Source organism: Pinisolibacter sp. (genome assembly GCF_036782435.1).
Classification (GTDB): domain Bacteria; phylum Pseudomonadota; class Alphaproteobacteria; order Rhizobiales; family Ancalomicrobiaceae; genus CALBKH01.
Map to the genome: position 1 here is coordinate 17,200 of NZ_DAIPZB010000015.1, position 23,794 is coordinate 40,993.

Below are 23,794 nucleotides of genomic sequence, written 5' to 3' on the forward strand. Positions count from 1 at the left end.
ATTGCACCCGACCATCAGAGGTCATTCACCAACGATAGGTCGCCCGTTCGCGGGCGTCCAATGCGCGGACGTGGCCGTCCGGTACCGCGTCGGCCGGCGCTTCCGGCCGCCGCGTCAGGCGCAGGCGCTTTTCGCCGGGGGCCATGTGGAAGCCGTCGGCGCACGTGAAGTTCTCGTCAGAGACGACGACCGAGGTCACGGCCTCGTCGCAGGCGACCACCAGATCCCAATCGTCACCACTGCGCTCGACCCGCGCCGCGAGGCCGGTGCGCTTCTTCGCGATCGGTCGGCCGGGCGGCCGGTGGAAGGCTTCCGCCAGGATCTCGCCGTCGGAACCGACCAGTTTCGCATGGGTGAGGTCGTGCGCCGCCGGGCCGAAGCGGTAGGCGCGTGTCGTGTCGAAGAAGGCGCCGAAGAGATCGGTCGCGGCGAACGACAGTGAACCGCGCGGCGGGATCTCGACGTCACGGGTGCCCGAGACCACCGGGCGGTGGCCGTCGGCCAGCGCCACGAGTTCGAGCCGGCCACGAACCGCGACAGCGGTGTCGTTGACGAGGTGGACGTCGAGGCCGTTCACCCCCTCGTCCGACAGGATCACGGCGATCGGGGCCGAGGCGCGCGCCAACGCGTGGAACGCCGACTTCGGCCGGCCGAGGGCATCGACGAGGCCCCAGCCGGCGCCGTTCTTCGGATCGCGATGGGTGAAGACGAGCGCGCCGCGGCAGGTGGACCCGGGGCGGCGCCATTCGCGCAGCGTCTCCTCGATCACATGGGCGACGGTGGCGCGGGCGACATCGAGATGACGCTCCGGATCGTCGTAGCGCAGCGCCGCCGGATCGACGCCGAAGACCATGCGCTCGTAGATCTCGCGCACGTCCTCGAAGTCCCAGCCGGCCCCCATGTCGCGCGGCACGCCGGCCTTCCAGGCGGGCGAATGAACCGGCGGCACTGCGAGGCGCTCGGCGACCGTCTTCTCCTCCGGCACACAGGCGAAGGCGAGGCATTCGGCGGCGAAGCGGACGTTCGCCCGCCGCGCGTCGTCGAGCGGGCGGCCATAGGCGCCGACGCCGTAATAGTGGGTGACGCCGGTGTCGGCGACGAAGGGCATGGACCCGCCGTCGGGAGTCGAGCGGACCCAGGGAAGGCCGGGCGCCTGCGCCGCGACCACCGCAGGCAGGATGTCGTCGAAGAGGGCGTTGCCCCAGGACGCCGGCGGCAGGCCCATCATCGCCGCCTGCTGAGTGATCTCGGAGCCGCCGCAGACCACGGCACTCGACGGATGACCGGCGAGGCGGCGGGCCACCTGCGCCCCCTCGGTGCGGGCGAGGGCGACGAAGTCGGGATCGGCGGCGGGATAGTCGAAATTGGCGAACATCAGGTCCTGCCAGACGAGCAGGCCGAGTTCGTCGCAGAGGTCGTGGAAGGCGTCGCTCTCGTAGGTGCCGATGCCGGGGACGCGGACCATGTTGAGCCCGGCGTCGCGGACGCGGGTGAGTTCGTCCTCGTAGATGGCGCGGTCGCCGGCGAGGCCGACCATGTCGGTCGGCACCCACACCGAACCGCGGACGAAGACCGGCACGTCGTTGACGACCAGACCGAAGCCCTTGCCGTCGGGGCCACGATCGACGGTGATGGAGCGGAAGCCGACGCGGCCGAGCGCGAAGCGGACGCCGTCGATCTCGGCCTCGACCTCGTGCAGGGTCGGCGAGCCGTGGGTCGCCGGCCACCACGGCTCGATGCCGGCGAGCGCCACCTCGCCGACGAGGGCGCCGTCGGCGTCGAGGGTCAGGCGGGTCTCGCAGCCGGCGCAGAGGAGGCGCGCGGTGGCGGGCGCGGTCGGTTCCTCGAAGACGAGGCGGGCCTTCAGGTAACCGTCGAGACCGTCCCAGGTGGCGTCGAGGCGGACGTCGCGGATCGGGTCGGTCGACGGGTCGGAGATCGTGATCGGGCGGAACGGCCCGACCATGTCGATCGGCGGGCACCAGCCGGGCATGTGGCCGAGGAGCGTGGTGCGGACGGCGCGCAGCCGCTGTTCGGGGATCAGGCGCGGACGCCAGCGGGCGCGCTTCGGCTTCAGGCGATCGAGGGCCCGGGTCAGCGAACGGAAGACGATCGCCAGTTCCATGCCGGGTGCGAGATCGACATCGACCTCGTGGGCGAGGAACATCGAAGATACGCGCAGGATCTCGACGCCGTCGAGGTAGACCTCGGCGAAGGTGGCGAGCCCGTCGAAGCGCAGGCGGCGGCGGCCAGCGATGTCCAGCGCCAAGCGATACCAATGGTCCCGATCATGGAGCGGCGTCGGCTCGTCCTCCGACCACAGCCCATGAGCGCGGAGCGTCGCGGCGACGGTGCCGGGGACGATCGCCTCACACCACTCGCCGGCGGGGTCGATATCGGTGGGAGTGGCCCAAGCGCCCGGCACGGTCGAGGCCATGCGCCATCCGGCATCGAGAGCGCGGCGGGAGGCGTCGATCGGCAGCGGCTGTGTCACGAGGGGGCTCCGGGGAATCGCAGGCGAGAGATCATCGCATGGAACGCGGAAGAGACGGGTGGCGCGGGATCGACGAACGAGGCAGGAGATATGGGACGGGCGCGGCGGCGCCCTCCCCCTTCTCCCCTTGCGGGAGAAGGTGCCCCGCAGGGGCGGATGAGGGGGCGCGCGCGTGAGCGCGCGACCGGACGCAGGCTGCGGGCACGGAGCGAGACGAGAGGCCCAGACCCCTCATCCGGCCTTCGGCCACCTTCTCCCGCAAGGGGAGAAGGAAGAGGCGCCTTCGGCGCGGAGCGGCAGCCGCTCGCCCCTGCGATCATGGGATCGCCACTCACGCCGCGCGGCGGGCCGCCTCGCCGAGGTACTTCGCCGCGAGCGTGCCCATGCAGCGCTCCCAGGCGACGGCACAGGCGTCGATCATCTCGGCGAGACCGTCGAAGCGCTTCTTCGCCATGGCGCGGGCGAGCTTGAACTGCATCACCTTCATGGTCTCGGCGATCTCCTCCGCCGCGAGGCGAGCGGGCTCGAGGCCGGTCTCGCCCTGCGCTTCGAGCCAGGCGAGATGGCTCGCCAGCAGTTCGAAGTCGGCGCCGTACTGGCGCATCAGGTTGAAGGCGTAGATGTGGAACCACTCCGGCGGCCGGGTCGCCAGATCCGCCGCGTGGCGCGGGAAATCGGCACTCCAGGCGGCGAAGGGGTTCGACGCCGGTCGGCGGGAGAGATGGCGCTTCAGAAGATCCACCGCCTCGCGGCGCAGGTCGACGACCGGTGCCCGCTCGGGGATCTTCAGGAACTCGACATAGGGGAAGAGCACCGCCGGATCGCGCGCCTCGCCGGGCGCGCCGAAGATGCCGTCGTAGTCCTCGCCCTCCAGCCGGAAGTAGCCGGCGTTGTGGAAGTAGTCGAGGCGGCGGGCGGTGGGGTCGATGGCGGTGATGCCGATCGTCGTCTTGGAATGGCCGGTGCGATAGGTCACGCCGAGCGTGTCGGGCAGGAAGTGGGCGTCGGCCTCGACCAGGACGATGCGATCACGGGCGACCTGCTCGACGACATGGGCCTCGAGCCGGTCGAAGATCGACAGCTCCAGAAGCTCCAGCCCGTAGAGGCGTTCGAGATCGGCGGGCGGCACCTTGAAGAAAGTCGCCTGATCGCCCTCGTAGCTCTGCGTCACGGTGAAGCCGAGCATGGCGGCGGGCTCCTGGCCGAGCGCCGCGACGATCTCGATCCACAGATCGGTCCAGCAATTGGTCTCCGGCCACCGCCGATCGGCCGCGTGCAGCGCATGGGGGCGATGGGAGGAGGGGTCGGGGAAACGCATGCGGGGGTCTCCGGAAGCTCTTTCACCGAGATGCCGAGGTCGGCGGCATCGCAGTTTCTTCGGACGTCATCCCCGGCCGGAGCGGGCTCGCCCACGGAGGGGAAGGGGAACCATCGGCCCGGCCGCGATCCGATCGGGCGAGGAGACACGAGGACCCGTCCATGGGTCCTCTTCCCTCGCCTTCGGCGCGCCGGGGACGACGGGCCATGGATATGGCGGCGTCGTTCCGGAGGAGTGGCCGAGCCCCCTCATCCGGCCTTCGGCCACCTTCTCCCGCGAGGGGAGAAGGGGTTCCGCGCCCGAGGGCGCGGCCCGAGACCTCACCCGAACAACACTTCGCGCACGCTCTCCGGCCACTTCGTCACGTCGTTGCCGTGGTGGCGGAAGAGGGCCAGCGCGATGCGCTCGAGGCCGAAGCCGACGCAGGCCGAGTGGGCCTCCTCGCCGTCCGCACGCTTCATTCCCCACAGCGAACCGAAGTGGTTCTGATGGTAGTTGAAGGACAGACAAGCGGTCGGATCGGCGCCGTCGTTGACCGGGATCAGCAGCTCGAACTTGAGCTGCTGGTCACGCTGGTTGCGCGCCATCAGCTTGCCGCCGCGGCCGAAGAACGGATCGTTGGCGACATCGAGCTCGCAGGGCAGGCCGAGCGAGGCGATCATCTTCGGACCGCGCTCGAGCCAACGCTCGCGGAACTCCCTCACCTGTTCGGGCGTGCCGATGCAGACGTTCTCCCGCATCCGGAAGAGCTGCATGCGGGTCGGCTCCTTCGACGGCTCGTGACGGAAGCAGTAGCTCTTCAGGTCGAAGAGGAGCCCCGCGTCCGGCACCGCGCCTCGTGCCGCGACCGTCGGATAGAGCGGATAGCAGGCGGCGGGCGTCAGAACCACATCGGTCGGCGACTGGTATTCGCTCCAGTCACGGCCCTCGGTGATCGCCGCGATCAGCTGACAGTGATCGGCATCCGACCCCATGAAGGAGTGGATCGATCCGGCGAGCTGCGGGAAGCTCTTGAGGTAGCCCGACTTCTCCATGTTCACCCGCGGCATCGCCGGGGGAAAATGGATCTTCATCGCGCCGTCTTCGCGGCTGAAGCGCTCGACGAGACGCTCGAAGCCGTCGATCACCTCCTCGAAGGCGCCGGAGCGACCGTAGAGGCCGTCGACACCGGTCGGCATCAGCACGCCGTCCTCGAACAGGCGATCGAGGAAGGTGGCGGCCGGCGCATCGGCGGCCGGAGCCGCTTTGATCTCGGGGGGAATGGCGTTCATTCTCACCTCACGCGACGGAGACGTCGATCTTGCTCATCAGGAGCAGATTCGACGTGTTGCCGAGGATGCGATCGTTGTTGATCATGATCGCGGCGGAGAGCAGATCGCGGTAGTTGCGGGCGATGGTCCACGGGCCGGCGTTGCGATAGCCGGCGAGGCCGAGGATCATCAGCGACTGCTGGGCGATGGCGATGCCGAGCTCAGACGCCGACACCTTGATGGTGTTGAGTTCGGCGATGAACGACAGGGTGTTCATCAGCGCCTCGTCGGCGAGCGCCTCCTCGTAGCGGCCGATGCCGGCGACGAGCAGCGACTTCATCTGCTGGAGCGAAGCCGACACCTCGGCGAGACGCAGCGCGCCCGGCGGCACGGTGCCCGGCCGCTTCTTGGCCTCGGCCTTCACGAAGGCCTGGGCCTTGACCACGGTGTCGGCGGCGATGCCGTACCAGGTGGCGGTCCAGATGATGTGCGCCATGGCGAGCATCGACTGGGCGGCGATCTCGGAGAAGGGCTGGACGAAGACCTGACGGGCGTCGCCCGACGAGACCAGCTCGAAGCCTTCCGAGCGGGTGCCGCGCATGCCCATCGTGTCCCAGTCGACGGTCTCGCGCAGGGTGTAGTCACCCTTCTTGCAGACGACCATGACCTGATCGGACGAGGCGGCCTCCGGGTTGCGGCGGCAGGTGGCGAGGATGGCGTCGGCGGCGCGGCCGTAGGAGATGCAGGTCGCCTGCTTGGTGAGGCGATAGCGATCGCCCTCGACTTCGACGGCGCAGATCGAGTTGCGCAGGTCGCCGCCGATGCCGCCTTCGGTCGTCGCCGAGCCGAGGAGGAGCTGATCGCGGGCGCACTCACGCATGTAGTCGATGTGCCAGTCGGAGCCGACCGAATGCTGGATCAGGCTCGACATCTTGATCTGATGCATGCCGTAGATCATCGCCGAGGAGCCGCAAGCCTGTCCGAGACGGGCGACCAGGGCGCAGATGTCGGTGAGGGTCAGGCCCTCGCCGCCGTACTCCTTCGGGATCCAGCAGCCGAGCAGACGTTCACGCTTCAAGGCGTCGAAGGTCTCGGCGGGAAAGCGGCCGGTCGCATCGACGTCGGCGGCGAATTTGGCGGCCACTTCGTCGGCGACGCGGGCCATGCGCTCGAGCGCGGAGGTGGTGAGCGAGGCGTGTTTCACAGCGACGTTCATCGGTTCAGGCCCTTCCCGAGACGAGTTCGGTGACGGAACGGTCGATCGCGGAGATCGAGGCGAAGGTCTTGCGGTTGAGCATGCGCTCGGGGAATTCGATGTCGAACGCCTCCTCCAGCGCCAGCATCAGCTGCACCGAGGCGAAGGACGTCATTCCCAGTTCGTAGAGATCGTCCTCGTCGCGAACCCGCTCCAACGGAACCGGCAAGATCTTGTGGTTACCAATGAGTTCACGGATCTGCGTAGCCATGACGCTCCCCTTCGTCTGCAATTCGGTGAGTGGAATATTGCAGACAAGTCGAAACATCGAGTGAAGGGACGCGGTTTATCGAATATTACTCGGAACCTTCAATTTCTACGGATGTGGGGCCGAGGAACGACGAAGGGCGGGGACCTTCCGGTCGCCCGCCCTCACGTTCATCGATCCCGACTGCCCGAGATTCCCGCTCGGCGATCGATCGCCGGTGTCCCGTCGTCTCGGTCCGGCATTCAGCCGAGTTCCTGGGCCAATCCGATGAGAATTCCTTCGGGCCCGCGGACATAGCAGAGCCGATAGGCGTCTCGATATCGCACCACGTCGCCCACCAGCCGGGCCCCGCGAGCGCGGAGCCTGTCGAGCGTTTCGTCGATGTCGTCGACGGTGAACATGACGCGCAGGTAGCCGAGCGCATTGACCGGGGCGTCGCGATGATCGGCGACGACCGCCGGCGTCACGAAGCGCGAGAGTTCGAGCCGACCGTGGCCGTCCGGGGTGCGCATCATGGCGATCTCGACGTGCTGATCGCCCAATCCGGTCACCCGACCGGCCCATTCGCCTTCGATCGAGGCCCGCCCTTCGAGGTCCAGGCCGAGGTCTCGGAAGAAGGCGATCGCCGCGTCGAGGTCCTCGACGACGATGCCGATATTGTCCATCCGCACGAGCGCCATGGGTCACGATCTCCGGGATCGCCGGGCAAGACCGGGCAGATGCCGCCCGGTCCCTGGTCTTCCGGCTGCCTCTCAGCGCTCGATCTGGCTGACGTCGCGCACCGCGCCCTTGGCGGCGGAGGTGGCCATGGCGGCGTAGGCGCGCAACGCGGCGGAGACCTTGCGGGCGCGCGGTGCCGTCGGCTTCCAGGCGTCCTTGCCCTTGGCCTCCATCTTCGCCCGGCGCGCGTCCATCTCCGCGTCGGAGATCAAGAGTTCGATCGTCCGATCGGGGATGTCGATGCGGATGCGGTCGCCGGCCTCGACGAGGCCGATGTTGCCGCCCTCCGCCGCTTCCGGCGAGGCGTGGCCGATGGAGAGACCCGAGGTGCCGCCGGAGAAGCGGCCGTCGGTGAGCAGGGCGCAGGCCTTGCCCAGCCCCTTCGACTTCAGATAGCTCGTCGGATAGAGCATCTCCTGCATGCCGGGGCCGCCCTTGGGGCCTTCGTAGGTGATGACGACGACGTCGCCGGCGACGACCCCGCCGCCGAGGATGCCGGAGACCGCGGCGTCCTGGCTCTCGAACAGCTTCACCGGACCTTCGAACTTCAGGATCGACTCGTCGACGCCGGCGGTCTTCACGATGCAGCCGTCGAGCGCGATGTTGCCGTAGAGGACCGCGAGGCCGCCGTCCTTGGAATAGGCGTTGTCGAGCGAGCGGATGACGCCCTTCTTGCGATCGACGTCGAGTTCGTCCCAGCGACGATCCTGGCTGAAGGCCTCGATCGAGGGGACGCCACCCGGCGCGGCGGCATAGAAGGTGCGCACCGCGATCGAGTTGGTCTGCATGACGTCCCACTGGGCGAGCGCCTGCTTCAGCGTCGCGGTGTGGACGGTCGGCAGATCGGTCGTCAGCAGGCCGGCGCGGTCGAGTTCGCCGAGAATGGCGAAGATGCCGCCGGCGCGGTGGACGTCTTCCATGTGGATGTTCGCCACCGCCGGCGCGACCTTGCAGAGACAGGGGACGCGGCGCGACAGCCGGTCGATGTCAGCCATCTGGAAGTCGACGCCGGCTTCTCGAGCCGCGGCGAGGAGATGCAGCACGGTGTTGGTCGAGCCGCCCATGGCGATGTCGAGGGTCATGGCGTTCTCGAACGCCGCCTTGCCGGCGATGGCGCGCGGCAGCACGCTCTCGTCGTTACCCTCGTAATACCGCTTGCAGAGATCGACGATCAGCCGGCCGGCCTCGAGGAACAGCGCCTTGCGGTCGGCATGGGTGGCGAGCATCGAGCCGTTGCCGGGCAGCGACAGGCCGAGCGCCTCGGTCAGGCAGTTCATCGAATTGGCGGTGAACATGCCGGAGCAGGAGCCGCAGGTCGGGCAGGCGTTGCGCTCGTAGGACTTCACGTCCTCGTCGGAGACGTTCTCATCCGCCGCGGCGATCATCGCGTCGATGAGGTCGACGGCCTTGGTGGTGCCGGTCGACAGAATGACCTTGCCGGCCTCCATCGGTCCGCCGGAGACGAAGACAGTCGGGATGTCGAGGCGCAGCGACGCCATCAGCATGCCGGGGGTGATCTTGTCGCAATTGGAGATGCAGACCATGGCGTCGGCACAGTGGCCGTTGACCATGTATTCGACGCTGTCGGCGATGAGATCGCGGCTGGGGAGCGAATAGAGCATGCCGTCGTGACCCATGGCGATGCCGTCGTCGATGGCGATGGTGTTCATCTCCTTGGCGACGCCGCCGGCCTTCTCGATCTCGCGCGCCACCAACTGGCCGAGGTCCTTCAGATGGACGTGGCCGGGGACGAACTGGGTGAAGGAGTTCACCACCGCGATGATCGGTTTGCCGAAGTCGCTCTCCTTCATGCCGGTGGCGCGCCAGAGGCCACGAGCGCCGGCCATGTTGCGGCCGTGGGTGGAGGTGCGGGAGCGATAGGCGGGCATGGGGAGCGTCCCTCTCATCCGGCGGCGAAAGCGGCCGTCTTGGCGGTCTTCGATCAGGGCAACCGACATAGCGGTTTCGGGCGCGCGAAACCAGAGGTCTGGGGTCGCATTGGGCATGCGGATGCGGCGGGCACGCCATGTGGTGCCCCCCCTGTCGCGCGGCGCGCTGCTCTGCTAGGCGAGGAGAGTGACCTTCCTCCCGCCGCGGACGCCGTGCCGCCGGCCGACCGCGCGGGCGACATGACCGAAGCCTTCGACATCGTCCTGCCGATCTTCGCCTTCGTGGCGCTCGGTTGGGCGTTGGCCGTCACCGGCATTCTGCAGCCGAGTGTCGGCGAAGGCTTGGCGACGTTCGCCGCTACCGTCGGTATTCCGCTGATGCTGTTCGAGACGCTGGTCAAGGCGGATCTCGGCGCGGCGTCGCCGTGGCAGGTGTGGGGCTGCTACTATCCGGCGGCGGCGGCTTCGTGGGTCCTCGGGCAGACGATCGCCGGGCGCGTCTTCCGGCTGCCGGCGAAGACGGCGGTCATCGCCGGGATGGGCGCGACCTTCGCCAACATCGGCTTCGTCGGCCTGCCGCTCTCCCAGCGCACTTTCGGCGATCACGGCGTCCTGATCGCCACCATGGTCATCTCGGTCCATCTGCCGCTGTGGATGACCACGGCGACCGTGCTGCTGCTGCGCGCCGAGGCGAGAGACGGCCAACCGGTGTCACCGCTCGCCGCGGTCGGCCGCATCGCGCTGGCGGTGCTGCGCAATCCGATCATCCTCGGGCTTCTGGCCGGCGTCGTCGCCCATTTCGTCGGGTTCCGCCCGAGCGGCATCCTGGAGCGGACGATCCATACACTCGGCGGCGTGGCGAGCCCGATCGCGCTCGTCTCGCTCGGCATGTCGATGCACGGGCAGAGCCTCGCCGGCGAGGTCGCCCCGGCGCTCTCCATCTCGGCGCTGAAGCTCCTGGCGTTGCCCGCCTTCGTGCTGGCGATCGGGCGGCTCGCCGGCGTCGACGACGACATCGTCGGGCCACTGGTGATGATCGGCAGCGTGCCGACCGGTATCAACGTCTATCTCGTCGCCACCCAGTTCGGGGTCGGCCGCACCATCGCCTCCAACGTGATCGCGGTGACCACGGTGACCGCGGCGGTGACGGCGAGCGCATGGCTCATGTGGATCGGCCATCCCTGAGACGGCGCCATTCGACGGATCGATGCTTGTTTTCTTTTTGTTCTCGTTGCAGTAGAAACGCACGACGACGCGATGGGTGAGTCACGGATCTCGGCATGGATTGGTCGAGCGAGCAGGATACGGCTCTGAAGGAGATCGCCCGTTGGCTGAAGACGGGCTCCCCGCAGGTGTTCCGCCTGTTCGGCTTCGCCGGGACGGGAAAGACGACGCTCGCCCGCCATCTCGCCGAGGGGATCGACGGCGACGTGCTGTTCGGCGCCTTCACCGGCAAGGCCGCCTCGGTGATGCGCGCGAAAGGCTGCGTCGACGCCTCGACCATCCATTCGATGATCTACCGGCCGAAACGGCCGCCGGAAGACGACGAGGAGGAGGAGACCTTCTCCTTCGCCCTCAACCGCCAGTCGGACGCGGCCAAGGCGTCGCTGATCGTCATCGACGAGTGCTCGATGGTCGACGAGGAGCTGGGCAAGGACCTCCTGTCCTTCGGCAAGCCGACGCTGGTGCTCGGCGACCCGGCACAGCTCCCCCCGGTCAAGGGCGGCGGCTTCTTCACCGAGGTCGAGCCCGACATCATGCTGACCCAGGTCCACCGGCAGGCGGCCGACAACCCGATCATCCGCCTGTCGATGGACATCCGCGAGGGACGGGATCTCTCGGTCGGCGACTACGGCGAGACGCGGGTGATCCGTCGGCGCGACATCACCGCCGACCGCATCCTCTCCGCCGATCAGGTGCTGGTCGGACGCAACAAGACGCGCCAGCTCTACAACGCCCGCATCCGCGAACTGCGCGGCTACACCTCCCCCACCCCGGAGGTCGGCGAGAAGCTGGTGTGCCTGAGGAACGACAAGACCAAGGGCCTGCAGAACGGCGGCATCTTCCGCGTCACCCGGGTCAAGGATCCGAAGAGCGGTTTCCTCAAGTTCGACCTGGCACCGGAGGACACGTTCGAACGGCGACGTATAGCCGCATCCGTCTGGCCGGCGTTCTTCGAGAGCGGCGCCGAGGCCCTGCCCTGGGCGGTCCGGCGCAAGTCGGACGAGTTCGATTACGGCTACGCCCTCACCGTGCACAAGGCGCAAGGGTCGCAGTGGGACGATCTGGTGTTGTTCGACGAGAGCTTCGCCTTCCGCGAACACCGCGCCCGCTGGCTCTATACCGGGGTGACGCGCGCCGCGGAACGGCTCACCGTCGTCTTGTGACGTCTCTGTGACGCCTCCCCGACCGTTTCTCCGGCACCGAATACATGCGTCGGTCGACACGATGACCGGCCACGTCAGCGGAACTCCACTCTCATTACGTTGCGTCACTTTTCTCTCTGGGTATTTCAGACGGAATTCGTACTTTTCGCGAGCTCGAAAACTCGAAACTTCGGGACGCCGCTTCGACTTTGTTAACCCAACGGTGCCTAGCTTCTTCGTGACAAAATGTCCCTCAGCGACGAGCCCGACACTGCGATGGCCAGCCCGAAATCCGGCTTCAACATGACGATCGGTCTGAGATTCCTCACGATCATCGCAATCGCCGTCACCATCATGAGTGCCGGCACGGTCTATGCGATCTGGCAGTTCCGACAATCGATGATCGAATTGCGCCAGGGCCAGGCGCGCAGCGTCGTCGAAGCGACGTCCTCCTACATCCAGGTCCTGCAGGCGCGGGTGAAGGCGGGCGAGATCGGCGACGCGGAGGCCGAGAAGCAGGCGCTCGCCACCATCGACTCGATCCGGTTCGAGGGCGACAACTACCTCTTCGCCTTCGATGCGCGCGGCAAGCTGCTCGCCTCCGGCGACACCGCCTCGAAGGTCGGCGACGACCTCGCTCGCTTCACCGTCGACGACGGCCGCACCTTCGCCGAGGCTCTCGTCTCGGCCGCGGAGAAAGGCGGCTACGTCTCCTACCACTGGACGAAGGCCGGGGAGAGTTCGCCATCGCGCAAGATCTCCTTCGCCTCGAAAGTCCCGGGCTGGAACTGGATGATCGGATCGGGTTCGTTCGTCTGGGACGTCGATCGCGGCATTCTGCAGACCGTCGCCTGGATCGCCGCCGGATGCACACCGGCGATGATCGCCTTCGTCCTCTATGCGCTGTGGCTCGGCCGCGGTGTCACCCGACCGGTCGATCGGCTCAATGCGGTGATGGGCGCGATGGCGTCGGGAACGACGGACGCGCACGTCCCCTATACCCGCCGCGGCGACGAGGTCGGGCAGATCGCCCGCGCCGTCGAGGTGTTCCGCCAGTCGATGATCGAACGCGACGCCCTCAAGGCCGAGGAGAGCCGCATCGCCGAGGACCGGCTGGCGCGATCGGCGCGGGTCGAGAAGGTGATCGCCGACTTTCGCGCCGAGGCTGCACAGATCGTCGGCTTCGTCCGCACCACCGCCGACGACATGAACAGTTCGGCCGAGACCCTCACCCGCATGGCCGAAGCCACGGGACGGTCGATGCGCGACGCGGAGAAACTCGCCTACGACGACGCCGAACACGTCGGTGCCGTCGCCCGGGCGACGCACGACCTGTCCGAGACCGTCAACGGCGTCGGCCGACAGATCACCGAGGCCGAACGGGTCACCGCGGCAGGGGCGGATCTCGGACGCGAGGCACGCCGCTCGGTGGCGACGCTGGCGGAGACCGCCGAGAAGATCGGCGCGGTCGTCGACCTGATCCGCGCCATCGCCGACCAGACCAACCTCCTCGCCCTCAACGCCACCATCGAGGCGGCGCGCGCCGGGGAAGCCGGGCGCGGCTTCGCCGTGGTGGCGAGCGAGGTCAAGCAACTCGCCACCCAGACCACCAAGGCGACCGAGGAGATCGCCGGCAACGTCGGCGCCATCCAGTCGGCGACGCGCGAGGCGGTGCACCAGATCGGATCGGTCACCGAGACGCTGGAGACGATCGAGAAGTCGAGCGCCACCATCGCCCATGCCGTCGAGGAACAGACGGTGATGACCTCGGAAATCTCGGCGCGCGGAACCCAGGTTGCGCACGACACCGAGAGCCTGACGAAGTCGATCTCGACCGTGGCCGGCGCGCTCGGCGAGACCTCGCGGGTCGCCGACGAGGTGACGTCGGTCGCCAAAGACCTCACGGAAGCCGCGATCTCCCTCGACGAGCGTATCCGCCGCTTCCTCGCCGACGTCGCGGTGGCGTGAGGCGACACGACACCAGAGCCATCGAGACGAAGACGCCGGCGACCAGGGTCGCCGGCGTCTTCGTCGCGAGCGGTGACACGACCGAGGAGCGGCGCGGCGGCCGCTCGGCTCACTTCATGTTGCCGGCGAGGTTGTTGAAGGTGTTGTTGAGGTTGTTGCCGAGTGCGCCGGCGCCGGCGATGATGGCCACCGCCACCAGCGACGCGATGAGGCCGTACTCGATCGCCGTGGCACCATCTTCACATGCGACAAAACGTCGAACCAGATTTTTCATGACGATCTTCCATCGATGAGTTTCGAAGGGCCCACGGATCCGCGAACCTCGACACTCATCATCGCACCGACCCGTTAACATACACTCTTGGATGACCCCTGGTTTGCCGGGCAATCGAGAATGGATCGGTAACCCTGCGTTCGCCCACCCAGTCCCGGCTCACGCCGGCTGGTGATGGGCGTGCCAGTGCCAGGCGATGTCGATGCGGCGGGCGACCCAGACACGGTCGTGGGCGGCGATGTGATCGAGGAAGCGCTTCAGCCCGGCGACGCGGCCGGGGCGGCCGGCGAGGCGGCAGTGCAGGCCGATCGACATCATCTTCGGCGCGGTCTCGCCTTCGGCATAGAGGACGTCGAACGTGTCCTTCAGATAGGTGAAGAACTGCTCGCTCTCGGTGAAGCCGGGGGCGTTGGAGAAGCGCATGTCGTTGGTCTCGAGGCTGTAGGGGATGACCAGATGCGGCCCCTTCGGCCCCTTCTCCCAATAGGGCAGGTCGTCGGCGTAACTGTCGCTGTCGTAGAGGAAACCGCCCTCCTCCTTGATCAGGTCGCGGGTGGCGGCCGAGGTGCGGCCGGTGTACCAGCCGAGGGGACGGGAGCCGGTCGTCTCGGTGTGGATGCGGATCGCTTCGGCGATGTGGGCGCGCTCCTCCTCGGGCGTGAAGTCGCGGTAGTCGATCCACTTCAACCCGTGCGAGGCGATCTCCCAGCCGGCTTCGTGCATGGCGGCGACGGCGTCGGGGTTGCGGGCGAGCGCGGTGGCGACGCCGTAGACGGTCACCGGCAGTTCGCGCTCCGCGAAGAGCCGCCACAGCCGCCAGAAGCCGGCGCGCGAGCCATATTCGTACATGCTCTCGACGTTCATGTGGCGCTTGCCCGGCCAGGGCTGGGCGCCGAGCACGTCGGAGAGGAAGGCCTCGGAGGCGGCGTCGCCGTGGAGGATGCAGTTCTCGCCGCCCTCCTCGTAGTTGACGACGAACTGCACCGCGACGCGCGCCTCACCCGGCCAATGCGGATGCGGCGGGTTGCGACCGTAGCCGATCAGATCACGGGGATAGGCGGGGGTCTCGGCCATGTCGGCTCCCTCCGAAGACGCGATGTCGGCGAAGAGTGCGCCGGTCGATCGCGGAATTTCAAGTGCGCCGGCGCCTCACCCTGCCGCGTGAGGTGAAGTCGAACGGCGGCTGAAGCTCGTGTGACGCTGCGAGACGGTCAAGCTCAGAATCCGATTCGGTCGCTTCACGCATCGATTCCGGCGGGGTGGAGAATCGGAGTCGGATCAGTCGCTTGCCCGATCCTGTGAGGATCGAGAATCGATCCGGCCCGGACCCCGGAGAGGGCGCGGGCCGTGATCACGGATCGACGGGGGAACCGCGGGGTCAGCGCAGCGGACGGCCTCGCGAAGACGAAGCGCCGGCCCGGACGGGCGCCAGGGCCGGCCCGAACTGCGGCAGTTTCAGAACCTCGAGCTTCATGCCGCCCCTGGGTTCGTCGTCGTCGTCGTCCTTCGGCAGGAACATGATCGCCGCTCCCATGGCCACCGAACACATGGTGACCATGAATCCGAAGAACAGCAGCAGGATCGGGATCCACGGTTCGGAGGACGAGAACATCAGGGTGCGCAGATGCGCCGTGTCGGTGATCAGGACCACCGCGGCGAGGGCGGCGGCGACGCCGGCACCGATCAGCCAGTTGATCGCGAGCAGGCGCAGAAGCGGGTCGTCGCGCAGACGTCGCGGCCCGCCCGCGGTCGCCAGATCCGGATCGAAAAGATCGAATTCCTGCCGGTCTTCCTCACCCGTCATCGCCGGTTCTCCCGATATCGACACGATCAACATAGTCCATCACCGCGGGACGGAAAGTGCGCGGATGGCAGCAGTGGTGTTTTTCCGATGGATGCCCGTCGGCGTGCACCGCGCCATGGCACGGCGTGTGCTTCCGAGGGGGCTATCCGATCGCGAGAGGCGACACGCAGAACAACGGGAGGACGTCCGATGTCGCGACAACTTCGAGAACAACCGAACCCGCCCTCGGACCGGCCGGAATCCGCCATTTCGTCAGTGTCCGGGCGCTACGACCAGGAACTCGAAATCCGGCTCATGGCGATGCGGGCGCTACTCCAACGGGTGAGGCCGGGAAGCCACGCGGAAGCGCTGCATGCGCTGCGTGCCGCATTTCCGGGCAGCAGTCTGGCGGAGCGCGTATCGGTGCTCAGTGGAGAGGCAGAGGGCTCGGCCTGATCTCCCGCGGTGCACACGAAATCAGGGCGTCGGCGGCGCCTGCGGATCGCCGTCCCGAGCCGGTGACGCGGCGTCGGCGGCGGCGAGAGTGCGATAGCGACGCCAGCCGAAGGGAATGAGCGCGAGATAACCGATCGTCACCACCGCCAGGATCTCGAAGGGGAAGCTGATCAGCGCCGCGATGCACAGCACGAAGCCGACCGAAACCGGGATGATCTGTTCGCGGGGGATGCGCATGCCGAGCTTCTTGCCGGACCACGTCGGGATGGTCGAGACCATCATGAAGGCGACGAAGAGGATGTAGATCGCCACGAGGACGGCGACGCCGCGATCGAGGTGGAAGGCGAAGATCTGCTGGAGATAGAGCGGCAGCAGCGCCGAGAGTGCGCCGGCCGGAGCCGGCATGCCGACGAAGAAGTTCTGTTGCCACGCCGGTTTCGGCGTTTCCAGCATGACGTTGAAGCGGGCGAGCCGCAGCACCGCGGCGATGACGTAGCCGAGCACCGCCAGCCAGCCGAAGGACGGGGCGAACTTCAGCACCCAGATGTGCAGCAGGAGGCCGGGCACGACGCCGAAGTTGACGAAGTCGGCGAGGCTGTCGAGTTCGGCGCCGAAGCGCGAGGTGCCCTTGAGCCAGCGCGCCATGCGACCGTCGACGGCGTCGAGCGTGGCGGCGAGCGCCACCGCGCCGACCGCCCATTCGAAGCGCCCCTCGAGACCCATGCGGATGCCGGTGAGACCGGCGCAGAGCGCCAGCAGCGTCACCAGATTGGGCAGGACGACCCGGAACGGCACCGAGCGTAGGCGAAAGCGATGGCCGGTCTTCACCGACTGGTGTTCGACGGGCGGGAAGAGATCGTCCATCGCCGGGCCTCCTGTGGCGCCACCACTCTCACGAAGCGCGGGTCGGGCGAGCCGCGCCGCCCACCTGCGTCAGGTCGGCGAGGATGGTCTCGCCGGCGAGCGTCGTCTGGCCGAGCGCCACCTGCGGCACCGTGCCGACGGGCAGGAAGACGTCGAGGCGCGAGCCGAAGCGGATCATGCCGAAGCGGCTGCCCGCCGCCAACTCCTCGCCGCCCTTCACCCAGGAGACGATACGCCGTGCCACCAGTCCGGCGATCTGGACGCAGGCCACCGTGCCGAGCGAATGGGTGATGACGAGGCCGTTGCGCTCGTTGTCGAGCGAGGCCTTGTCGAGCTCGGCGTTGAGGAACTTGCCGGGCGTGTAGACGACCCGGTCGATCTTCCCCGAGATCGGCATGCGGTTCACGTGAACGTTGAAGACGTTCATGAAGATCGAGATGCGCAGCATCGGCTCGGCCGGCAGGCCCAGCTCCGGCGGCGGCAGGACCTCGACGAGATGCGAGATGCGGCCGTCGGCCGGCGAGACGACCAGGCCCTCGCCCTGCGGCGTGACGCGGGTCGGATCGCGGAAGAAGGCGGCGACCCAGATGGTCAGGCCGAGGAGGATCCAGAACAGCGGCTGCCAGAAGGAGCCGATCACCAGGGTCAGCACCGCGGCGATGGCGACGAAGGGCCAGCCCTCGCGATTGATCGGCGGGAAGGCCCTGGTGATGGTGGAGAGCAGGCTGTCCATGGGGGCGTCTCGTCTTCTCGCGCGCGGCTCGGATCGAACGGCGCGGGCGTGTTTCATCTCGCCGATGACCTATACGGGATCTGCGGCGTTGGGAAGGCGGTGTGCTGACTTGCCTCTCTTCTCCCCTCAGGGAAATTTCGGGCAGTTCGGCCGATCGGAGTCGGTGCGCGATCCTTCGAGACGGGCCTTCGGCCCTCCTCAGGATGAGGGGTTCGAGATTCCCATCAAAAATCGAACGCCTCATGCCGAGGAAGCGTCCGAAGGACGCCGTCTCGAAGCATCTCGCACGAAGAGGTGGCCGGATCGGTCTCGTTTCGCCGCGTCCGACTCGTGAGAGATCGGGAGCCCTCGCCCCTCCCCTCCCCTCACTCCGCGGCGGGCGCACCACGTTTGACCACGCCGAAGGGATCGTCGGCCTCGGTCTTCTCGAGTTGCTCGCGGGCCTCGTCGGCGGCGCGCTGGCGGGTCCACATCGAGGCGTAGAGGCCACCCTGCGCCAGAAGCTCCTCGTGACGGCCACGCTCGGCGACGACGCCCTGGTCGAGGACCAGGATCTCGTCGGCGTTGACCACGGTCGACAGACGATGGGCGATGACCAGGGTGGTGCGGTTCCGCGACACGCTGTCGAGCGCGCCTTGGATCTCGCGCTCGGTGTGGGTGTCGAGCGCCGAAGTCGCCTCGTCGAGCATCAGGATCGGCGGGGCTTTCAGGATGGTGCGGGCGATGGCGACGCGCTGCTTCTCGCCGCCGGAGAGCTTCAGGCCGCGTTCGCCGACCTCCGTTTCGTAGCGCTTGGGCAGACGTTCGATGAAGTCGCCGATCTGAGCGAGACGGGCGGCTTCCTCGACCTCGGCGTCGGTCGCGTCGGGGCGGCCGTAGCGGATGTTGTAGGCCACCGTGTCGTTGAACAGCACGGTGTCCTGCGGAACCATGCCGATGGCGTGGCGCAGCGACGTCTGGGTGACGTCGCGCAGGTCCTGTCCGTCGATGGTGATGCGACCGCCGGAGACGTCGTAGAAGCGGAAGAGCAGTCGCGAGATGGTCGACTTGCCCGCGCCCGACGGGCCGACGATGGCCACGGTCCTGCCGGCCGGCACCTCGAAGGAGACGCCCTTGAGGATCTGCCGATCGGGGTCGTAGGAGAAGGTGACGTTCTCGAAGCGGACGGCCGCCTCGCCGATCGCCAGCGGCTTCGCGTCGACCTTGTCGGAGACCTCGGCCGGCTGATCGAGCACGGCGAAGAGGCTCTCGATGTCGACGAGGGACTGCTTGATGTCGCGGTAGAGCGTGCCGATGAAGTTGAGCGGAACGGCGAGCTGCAGCATCAGCGCGTTGATCATGACGAAGTGACCGACGGTCTGTTCGCCCTTCATCACCGCCCAGGCCGACAGCGCCATGCACGCGGCCATGCCGACGGAGAAGATCACGCCCTGGCCGAAGTTCAGCCAGGCGAGCGAGGTGTAGGTGCGGATCGCCGCGCCCTCGTATTTCGCCATGGCGCGGTCGTAGCGCGCCGCCTCGAGCTCTTCCGCCGTGAAGTACTTCACCGTCTCGAAGTTCAGCAGGCTGTCGACCGCCTTCGACATGGAGTCGGTGTCGGCCTCGTTCATCACGCGGCGGATGCCGATGCGCCACTGCGAGGCGGCGACCGAGAACCAGACGTAGGCGACCGTCGTGACGAGGATGACGCCGACGTAGATCCAGTCGAACTCCCACAGGATCACGCCCGCCATCAGCGCGAACTCGACGATGGTCGGCACGCCGGCGAGGATCGAGATGCGGACGATGGTCTCGATGCCCTTGGCGCCGCGCTCGACGATGCGGGAGAGGCCGCCGGTGCGGCGCGTCAGGTGATAGCGCAGCGACAGCGCATGGAGATGGCGGAAGGTCTGGGTGGCGAGGCCGCGCACGGCGTGCTGACCGACGGCGGCGAAGAGGGCGTCGCGCAACTGGTTGAAGGCGACCGAAGCGACGCGCACCACACCCCAGGCGACCACCAACAGCACCGGTACGGCGAGAAGCTGCACCTTCTCCGGCTGCGGCCCGACGGCGAGCAGGTCGGTCGACCACTTGTAGACGTAGGGCAGGAAGACGGTCAGCACCTTGCCCAGGACCAGGGCGAAGAGCGCCAGCACCACCGCCCGCTTCAGCTCGGGACGATCGGCCGGCCACAGGTGCGGCCACAGGTTCTTCAGCGTTTCGAGCGTCTTTCCTTCGTCGGCCGTGACGGGGCCGACGGGGCGATGGATACGTGACATGGGAAGAACCGGATCGGAGACAAGGAAACGATGGCGCGGGCGCCGTCTTCCTCAGATAGAGGCTCTTTCGAGGATTTCAAAGGCACCCCGCGGACATGGCCGCCCTCGGCGGGACGCATGAGGCATCCGGGTCACGGCCGGCCGCGGACATCCGGGTCGCGGACGCACGGGGTTTCGGCGTCACACGGAAGCGCTAGAGTGGCAGGGAACCCGACCGCCGACTCGACCGCCCCGCGGTCGCCGTCGGCGGGCCGGTCGGCGGCGCCGGCCGGACGCCACCAGAGGACTTCTCCCCGTGTCGAAACTCTCCGCCATCTGCATCTACTGCGGCTCCGGCGCCGGCGCCGATCCGGCCTTCGAGGGCGCGGCGATCGAACTCGGGCAACTGCTGGCGCGCGAGGGCATCCGCCTCGTCTACGGCGGCGGCTCGCTCGGGCTGATGGGTGCGGCGGCGCGGGCCTGCCTCGCCGACGGCGGCAAGGTCACCGGCATCATCCCGCAGTTCCTGGTCGACAAGGAGGTGATGCTGCCCGAGGTCACCGAATTGATCGTCACCGCCGACATGCACGAGCGCAAACGGCTGATGTTCGAGCACTCCGACGCCTTCGTGGCGCTGCCCGGCGGCATCGGCACGCTGGAGGAGGTGGTCGAGCAGATGACCTGGGCGCAGCTCGGCCGCCACGCCAAGCCGATCATGCTCGCCAACATCGCCGCGTTCTGGGATCCGCTGGTGACGCTCCTGCATCACATGCAGGAGAACGCCTTCATCCGACCGGGCTTCGAGCTTTCCTACGGCGTGGCCAACTCGATCGACGACATCCTGCCGAAGATGCGCAAGCGCCTCGCCCAGCTCGCGGCGCGGGGAAGGGAAGCCGGGGCGGTGGATCTCGGCAAGATGTGAGGAGGCGACGCATGGGCCGGGCGTCCGACGCCGTCCGTTCGAGCTTCTGGCGCAGCCCGACGCACGATGCGGAGTTCCTGGCCGGGCGCTTCGGCGATTTCGTCTACGATCCGCACACTCACGATCGTGCCTGCCTCGCGCTGATCACCCGGGGCGCCATCCACATCCGGATGCGAGACACCGACTTCGTGGCACGCGCCGGCGATCTCTACGCGATCGACGCGGAGGTGGTCCATGCCGGCGAGGCGGCGGCCGCGTGTGGCTGGTCGCAACGGACGATCTATCTCGACCCGGCACGCCTCGCCGAGCAACTCGCCGAAGGTGGACGACGCCGCGGCGAGGGGCACATTCGCGGCCCGGTGATCCGCGACGCGCGGCTGCTGTCGCTGTTCCTCGCCCTCCATCGCGGGACCGAAGCGGAGGCCGACGCTCTCGGGCTCGACGAGTGCTGGCTCACGTTCGGGGAACGCCTCGTCGCCGACCACACCACCACCGAGATCGCGGTGACCGAGCCGGGTCGCGAACCGCGGGCGGTCGGCCTCGCACGTGCCTTCCTCGATGCCGACCTCGCCCGGTCGGTCCGGCTCGGCGAGATCGCGACGGCGGCGGGTCTGCCGCCGTTCCGGCTGCTGCGCGCCTTCACGCGTCACACCGGCCTGACGCCGCACGCCTACCAGCGACAGGCGCGTGTTCGGGCCGCGGTCGAGTTGCTACGGCGCGGCGAAGCGCCGGCCGAGGTCGCCGCCGCCGTCGGCTTCGCCGATCAGGCGCATCTCACGCGGTGTTTCCGCCGGCGCATGGGGATCACGCCCGGCGCCTTCCGCAGCGCCCTCCGCGCCGCGCCGGCGACGACCTGACCGGCGACCCTCACCGCAGCAGCGGCAGACGACCGACGACCTTGCCGACCTCGCGGCGCGCACCGACGAGGCCGACGGCGACGTAGCCGAGGTCTCCCGCCGGCGTGCGGGCGACGGCGTCGCCGAAGGCGGCATAGTCGGTCGTCTCCTGGCCGGCAGTGGGGAAGTCGACGACGTCGATTCCGCGCGCGAGGGCCTTGCCGCGGACCGCGACGAGGTCCGCGGCGGTGGCGGCGAGGACGGAGATGCCGATCGGGATCAGTCCCGGGTGATGCCCTCCGCCGGCGTCGACGAGATCGTCTCCGACCAACCCGGGATGGCGGCGGCCGATGGTCAGGGCGACGACGGCAGCGGCGTTGGCCGCCCGGCCGACGGGCAGTGCCTCGTCGACGACGATCACGCAACGGTCGTTCGCCCCGTCGGGTCGCACGGTTTCTTCGGTCAAGAGGCCCTCCTTCGTCGGCGCTTCGGATGAGAGCACCCTTGCGGCGAAGGAGAGTCGCGGTCTTGTACGCGGTTGCGGATCGGAGCCGGCGCTCACGCCGCCTTCGAGGCGCCGTTCCGCACCAGCCGGTAGAAGATACTGTCCATCAGCGCCTGGAACGAGGCGTCGATGATGTTCTCCGACACACCGATCGTGGTCCAGGTGTTCTTGGCGCCGTCGCGGCTCTCGATCAGGACGCGGGTGGTGGCGCCGGTGCCGCCGTTGAGGATGCGGACCTTGAAGTCGACCAGCTCGAGATCCTCGATCATCTTCTGATAGGGGCCGAGGTCCTTGCGCAGCGCCGCGTCGAGGGCGTTGACCGGGCCGTTGCCCTCGGCGACCGAGAGGAACAGCTCGTCGCCGATCTTCACCTTCACGATCGCTTCCGACTGGGTGACCGTCTCGCCGTTCGACTCGATGCGGCGGCCGACGATGACGCGGAAGCTCTGCACCTCGAAGAAGCGCGGCACGTGACCGAGCGTGCGGCGCGCCAAGAGCTCGAGCGAGGCGTCGGCGGCCTCGTAGGAGAAGCCGCGGGCCTCGCGCTCCTTGACCTCGGCGAGCAGCTTGTCGAGGCGCGGGTCGGCGCGGTCGATCTCGATGCCGAAGCGGGCGAGCTCGGCGAGCAGGTTCGACTTGCCGGCCTGATCGGAGACCAGCACCCGGCGGCGGTTGCCGACGGTCTCGGGCGTGACGTGCTCGTAGGTCTTGGGGTCCTTGACGATCGCCGAGGCGTGGATGCCGGCCTTGGTGGCGAAGGCGTTGGCGCCGACGTAGGGCGCGTGGCGGTTGGGCGAGCGGTTGAGCACGTCGTCGAAGGCGCGGGAGACGTGGGTCAGCTCCTTCAGCATCTCCGGAGCGACGCCGGTCTCGTAGTGCTCGGCGTATTCCGGCTTGAGCGCCAACGTGCCGATGATGGTGACGAGGTTGGCGTTGCCGCAGCGCTCGCCGATGCCGTTGAGCGTGCCCTGGACCTGGCGGACGCCGGCGCGCACCGCGGTCAGCGAATTGGCCACCGCCTGGCCGGTGTCGTCGTGGACGTGGATGCCGAGGTGGCTGCCGGGGACCTCGACGGTGACCCGGCGGACGATCTCGTCGACCTCGTGGGGCAGCGTGCCGCCGTTGGTGTCGCAGAGCACGATCCAGCGGGCGCCGGACGCATAAGCGGTGCGGGCGACGTCGAGGGCGTAGTCGGGGTTGGCCTTGTAACCGTCGAAGAAGTGCTCGCAGTCGATCATCGTCTCGCGGCCGGCGGCGACCGCCGCCTCGACGGTGAGCTTCACGCAGTCGAGGTTCTCGGCGAGCGTCGTGCCCAGCGCCACGTCGACGTGGTAGTCCCAGGCCTTGGCGACGAAACAGTTGGCGTCGGCGTCGGCCTGCAAGAGCGCGGCGAGGCCGGGGTCGTTCGACACCGAGACGCCGGCCCGCTTGGTCATGCCGAAGGCGGTGAACTTGGCGCGCTTCGTCCGCTTCTCCTCGAAGAAGGTGGTGTCGGTCGGATTGGCGCCGGGATAGCCGCCCTCGACGTAGTCGACGCCGAGGTCGTCGAGCAGGCGGGCGATGCGCAGCTTGTCGTCGAGGGTGAAGTCGACACCGGACGTCTGGGCGCCGTCGCGCAGAGTCGTATCAAAGAGGTAGACGCGCTCTTTCATCTTCTTCACTCACCGATTCAAGTTCCGAATCCGCTCGTTCACGGGGGGATTCGGCTTCTTCACG

At 68.1% G+C, this 23,794-nt stretch carries 21 protein-coding genes; 6 read left to right on the forward strand and 15 right to left on the reverse strand.

Annotated features, from left to right (window positions below; translation table 11 throughout):
- Nucleotides 1–25: 25 nt before the first annotated feature.
- The 7 genes from V7Q42_RS08445 to ilvD form a co-directional block, all read right to left on the reverse strand.
- Nucleotides 26–2,494, reverse strand: coding sequence for a glycosyl hydrolase 2 galactose-binding domain-containing protein (locus tag V7Q42_RS08445; RefSeq protein WP_333823540.1), 2,469 nt, complete (start codon nt 2,492–2,494; stop codon nt 26–28).
- Between the two features lie 331 nt (nt 2,495–2,825).
- Entirely contained in the window at nt 2,826–3,812 is a 987-nt protein-coding gene (locus V7Q42_RS08450) for a DUF1839 family protein (RefSeq protein ID WP_333823541.1), read from the reverse strand.
- A gap of 320 nt (nt 3,813–4,132) precedes the next feature.
- On the reverse strand, nt 4,133–5,083 hold the full coding sequence (locus V7Q42_RS08455) for an amino acid--[acyl-carrier-protein] ligase (RefSeq protein ID WP_333823542.1): 951 nt from the start codon (nt 5,081–5,083) through the stop codon (nt 4,133–4,135).
- 7 nt (nt 5,084–5,090) lie between these two features.
- The gene (locus tag V7Q42_RS08460; protein WP_333823544.1) at nt 5,091–6,278 is read right to left on the reverse strand and encodes an acyl-CoA dehydrogenase family protein; all 1,188 of its coding nucleotides are present in this window, start codon (nt 6,276–6,278) and stop codon (nt 5,091–5,093) included.
- Between the two features lie 4 nt (nt 6,279–6,282).
- Entirely contained in the window at nt 6,283–6,528 is a 246-nt protein-coding gene (locus V7Q42_RS08465) for an acyl carrier protein (protein WP_333823545.1), read from the reverse strand.
- Between the two features lie 239 nt (nt 6,529–6,767).
- The gene (locus V7Q42_RS08470; protein ID WP_333823546.1) at nt 6,768–7,205 is read right to left on the reverse strand and encodes a VOC family protein; all 438 of its coding nucleotides are present in this window, start codon (nt 7,203–7,205) and stop codon (nt 6,768–6,770) included.
- Between the two features lie 72 nt (nt 7,206–7,277).
- The gene (gene ilvD, locus V7Q42_RS08475; RefSeq protein WP_333823547.1) at nt 7,278–9,134 is read right to left on the reverse strand and encodes a dihydroxy-acid dehydratase; all 1,857 of its coding nucleotides are present in this window, start codon (nt 9,132–9,134) and stop codon (nt 7,278–7,280) included.
- A 240-nt stretch (nt 9,135–9,374) separates the two neighbouring features.
- Between ilvD and V7Q42_RS08480 the strand changes: the two genes are divergently transcribed.
- The 3 genes from V7Q42_RS08480 to V7Q42_RS08490 all read left to right on the forward strand — a co-directional run bounded on the left by V7Q42_RS08480 (nt 9,375) and on the right by V7Q42_RS08490 (nt 13,468).
- Entirely contained in the window at nt 9,375–10,319 is a 945-nt protein-coding gene (locus V7Q42_RS08480; RefSeq protein ID WP_333823548.1) for an AEC family transporter, read from the forward strand.
- A gap of 95 nt (nt 10,320–10,414) precedes the next feature.
- Complete coding sequence (locus V7Q42_RS08485) at nt 10,415–11,521, forward strand: ATP-dependent DNA helicase (protein ID WP_333823549.1); 1,107 nt, start codon at nt 10,415–10,417, stop codon at nt 11,519–11,521.
- Between the two features lie 255 nt (nt 11,522–11,776).
- A complete protein-coding gene (locus tag V7Q42_RS08490) occupies nt 11,777–13,468 on the forward strand; it encodes a methyl-accepting chemotaxis protein (protein WP_333823550.1) in 1,692 nt (563 codons plus the stop codon).
- A 109-nt stretch (nt 13,469–13,577) separates the two neighbouring features.
- Here the strand turns inward: V7Q42_RS08490 and V7Q42_RS08495 are convergent, their stop codons facing one another.
- The 3 genes from V7Q42_RS08495 to V7Q42_RS08505 form a co-directional block, all read right to left on the reverse strand.
- Nucleotides 13,578–13,742 carry a Flp family type IVb pilin gene (locus tag V7Q42_RS08495; protein WP_333823551.1) on the reverse strand — a complete coding sequence of 55 codons (165 nt, stop codon included), beginning with the start codon at nt 13,740–13,742 and terminating at the stop codon, nt 13,578–13,580.
- A gap of 159 nt (nt 13,743–13,901) precedes the next feature.
- Complete coding sequence (puuE, locus tag V7Q42_RS08500) at nt 13,902–14,816, reverse strand: allantoinase PuuE (protein ID WP_333823552.1); 915 nt, start codon at nt 14,814–14,816, stop codon at nt 13,902–13,904.
- Between the two features lie 304 nt (nt 14,817–15,120).
- Nucleotides 15,121–15,546 carry a hypothetical protein gene (locus tag V7Q42_RS08505; RefSeq protein ID WP_333823553.1) on the reverse strand — a complete coding sequence of 142 codons (426 nt, stop codon included), beginning with the start codon at nt 15,544–15,546 and terminating at the stop codon, nt 15,121–15,123.
- A gap of 189 nt (nt 15,547–15,735) precedes the next feature.
- Between V7Q42_RS08505 and V7Q42_RS08510 the strand changes: the two genes are divergently transcribed.
- The gene (locus V7Q42_RS08510) at nt 15,736–15,981 is read left to right on the forward strand and encodes a hypothetical protein (protein ID WP_333823554.1); all 246 of its coding nucleotides are present in this window, start codon (nt 15,736–15,738) and stop codon (nt 15,979–15,981) included.
- Between the two features lie 21 nt (nt 15,982–16,002).
- On the opposite strand, the gene V7Q42_RS08515 is transcribed toward V7Q42_RS08510, so the two are convergent.
- From V7Q42_RS08515 to V7Q42_RS08525, 3 genes are all read right to left on the reverse strand, one after another.
- Nucleotides 16,003–16,845 carry a CDP-alcohol phosphatidyltransferase family protein gene (locus V7Q42_RS08515; RefSeq protein ID WP_333823555.1) on the reverse strand — a complete coding sequence of 281 codons (843 nt, stop codon included), beginning with the start codon at nt 16,843–16,845 and terminating at the stop codon, nt 16,003–16,005.
- A gap of 28 nt (nt 16,846–16,873) precedes the next feature.
- On the reverse strand, nt 16,874–17,578 hold the full coding sequence (locus tag V7Q42_RS08520) for a phosphatidylserine decarboxylase (RefSeq protein ID WP_333823556.1): 705 nt from the start codon (nt 17,576–17,578) through the stop codon (nt 16,874–16,876).
- A 365-nt stretch (nt 17,579–17,943) separates the two neighbouring features.
- Nucleotides 17,944–19,836 carry an ABCB family ABC transporter ATP-binding protein/permease gene (locus V7Q42_RS08525; protein WP_333823557.1) on the reverse strand — a complete coding sequence of 631 codons (1,893 nt, stop codon included), beginning with the start codon at nt 19,834–19,836 and terminating at the stop codon, nt 17,944–17,946.
- 295 nt (nt 19,837–20,131) lie between these two features.
- Here V7Q42_RS08525 and V7Q42_RS08530 point away from each other — a divergent pair, with 295 nt between their 5' ends.
- Both V7Q42_RS08530 and V7Q42_RS08535 read left to right on the forward strand, forming a co-directional pair.
- On the forward strand, nt 20,132–20,737 hold the full coding sequence (locus tag V7Q42_RS08530; protein WP_333823558.1) for a TIGR00730 family Rossman fold protein: 606 nt from the start codon (nt 20,132–20,134) through the stop codon (nt 20,735–20,737).
- A gap of 11 nt (nt 20,738–20,748) precedes the next feature.
- Nucleotides 20,749–21,594, forward strand: a complete 846-nt coding sequence (locus V7Q42_RS08535; protein ID WP_333823559.1) for an AraC family transcriptional regulator — start codon at nt 20,749–20,751, stop codon at nt 21,592–21,594.
- Between the two features lie 10 nt (nt 21,595–21,604).
- Here V7Q42_RS08535 and V7Q42_RS08540 read toward each other — a convergent pair whose 3' ends face one another.
- Nucleotides 21,605–22,039: a DUF2000 domain-containing protein gene (locus tag V7Q42_RS08540; protein WP_333823560.1), complete on the reverse strand. Its 435-nt coding sequence runs from the start codon at nt 22,037–22,039 to the stop codon at nt 21,605–21,607.
- A 92-nt stretch (nt 22,040–22,131) separates the two neighbouring features.
- Nucleotides 22,132–23,730: a citramalate synthase gene (gene cimA, locus V7Q42_RS08545; protein ID WP_333823608.1), complete on the reverse strand. Its 1,599-nt coding sequence runs from the start codon at nt 23,728–23,730 to the stop codon at nt 22,132–22,134.
- Between the last annotated feature and the right edge of the window lie 64 nt (nt 23,731–23,794).

What these genes read in the sequence shown, in the direction of transcription:
- V7Q42_RS08450 (WP_333823541.1), bottom strand. Translation starts at nt 3,812, where the DNA reads ATGCGTTTCCCCGACCCCTCCTCCCATCGCCCCCATGCGCTGCACGCG.
- V7Q42_RS08455 (WP_333823542.1), bottom strand. Translation starts at nt 5,083, where the DNA reads ATGAACGCCATTCCCCCCGAGATCAAAGCGGCTCCGGCCGCCGATGCG.
- V7Q42_RS08460 (WP_333823544.1), bottom strand. Translation starts at nt 6,278, where the DNA reads ATGAACGTCGCTGTGAAACACGCCTCGCTCACCACCTCCGCGCTCGAG.
- V7Q42_RS08465 (WP_333823545.1), bottom strand. Translation starts at nt 6,528, where the DNA reads ATGGCTACGCAGATCCGTGAACTCATTGGTAACCACAAGATCTTGCCG.
- V7Q42_RS08470 (WP_333823546.1), bottom strand. Translation starts at nt 7,205, where the DNA reads ATGGCGCTCGTGCGGATGGACAATATCGGCATCGTCGTCGAGGACCTC.
- ilvD (WP_333823547.1), bottom strand. Translation starts at nt 9,134, where the DNA reads ATGCCCGCCTATCGCTCCCGCACCTCCACCCACGGCCGCAACATGGCC.
- V7Q42_RS08480 (WP_333823548.1), top strand. Translation starts at nt 9,375, where the DNA reads ATGACCGAAGCCTTCGACATCGTCCTGCCGATCTTCGCCTTCGTGGCG.
- V7Q42_RS08485 (WP_333823549.1), top strand. Translation starts at nt 10,415, where the DNA reads ATGGATTGGTCGAGCGAGCAGGATACGGCTCTGAAGGAGATCGCCCGT.
- V7Q42_RS08490 (WP_333823550.1), top strand. Translation starts at nt 11,777, where the DNA reads ATGGCCAGCCCGAAATCCGGCTTCAACATGACGATCGGTCTGAGATTC.
- V7Q42_RS08495 (WP_333823551.1), bottom strand. Translation starts at nt 13,742, where the DNA reads ATGAAAAATCTGGTTCGACGTTTTGTCGCATGTGAAGATGGTGCCACG.
- puuE (WP_333823552.1), bottom strand. Translation starts at nt 14,816, where the DNA reads ATGGCCGAGACCCCCGCCTATCCCCGTGATCTGATCGGCTACGGTCGC.
- V7Q42_RS08505 (WP_333823553.1), bottom strand. Translation starts at nt 15,546, where the DNA reads ATGACGGGTGAGGAAGACCGGCAGGAATTCGATCTTTTCGATCCGGAT.
- V7Q42_RS08510 (WP_333823554.1), top strand. Translation starts at nt 15,736, where the DNA reads ATGTCGCGACAACTTCGAGAACAACCGAACCCGCCCTCGGACCGGCCG.
- V7Q42_RS08515 (WP_333823555.1), bottom strand. Translation starts at nt 16,845, where the DNA reads ATGGACGATCTCTTCCCGCCCGTCGAACACCAGTCGGTGAAGACCGGC.
- V7Q42_RS08520 (WP_333823556.1), bottom strand. Translation starts at nt 17,578, where the DNA reads ATGGACAGCCTGCTCTCCACCATCACCAGGGCCTTCCCGCCGATCAAT.
- V7Q42_RS08525 (WP_333823557.1), bottom strand. Translation starts at nt 19,836, where the DNA reads ATGTCACGTATCCATCGCCCCGTCGGCCCCGTCACGGCCGACGAAGGA.
- V7Q42_RS08535 (WP_333823559.1), top strand. Translation starts at nt 20,749, where the DNA reads ATGGGCCGGGCGTCCGACGCCGTCCGTTCGAGCTTCTGGCGCAGCCCG.
- cimA (WP_333823608.1), bottom strand. Translation starts at nt 23,730, where the DNA reads ATGAAAGAGCGCGTCTACCTCTTTGATACGACTCTGCGCGACGGCGCC.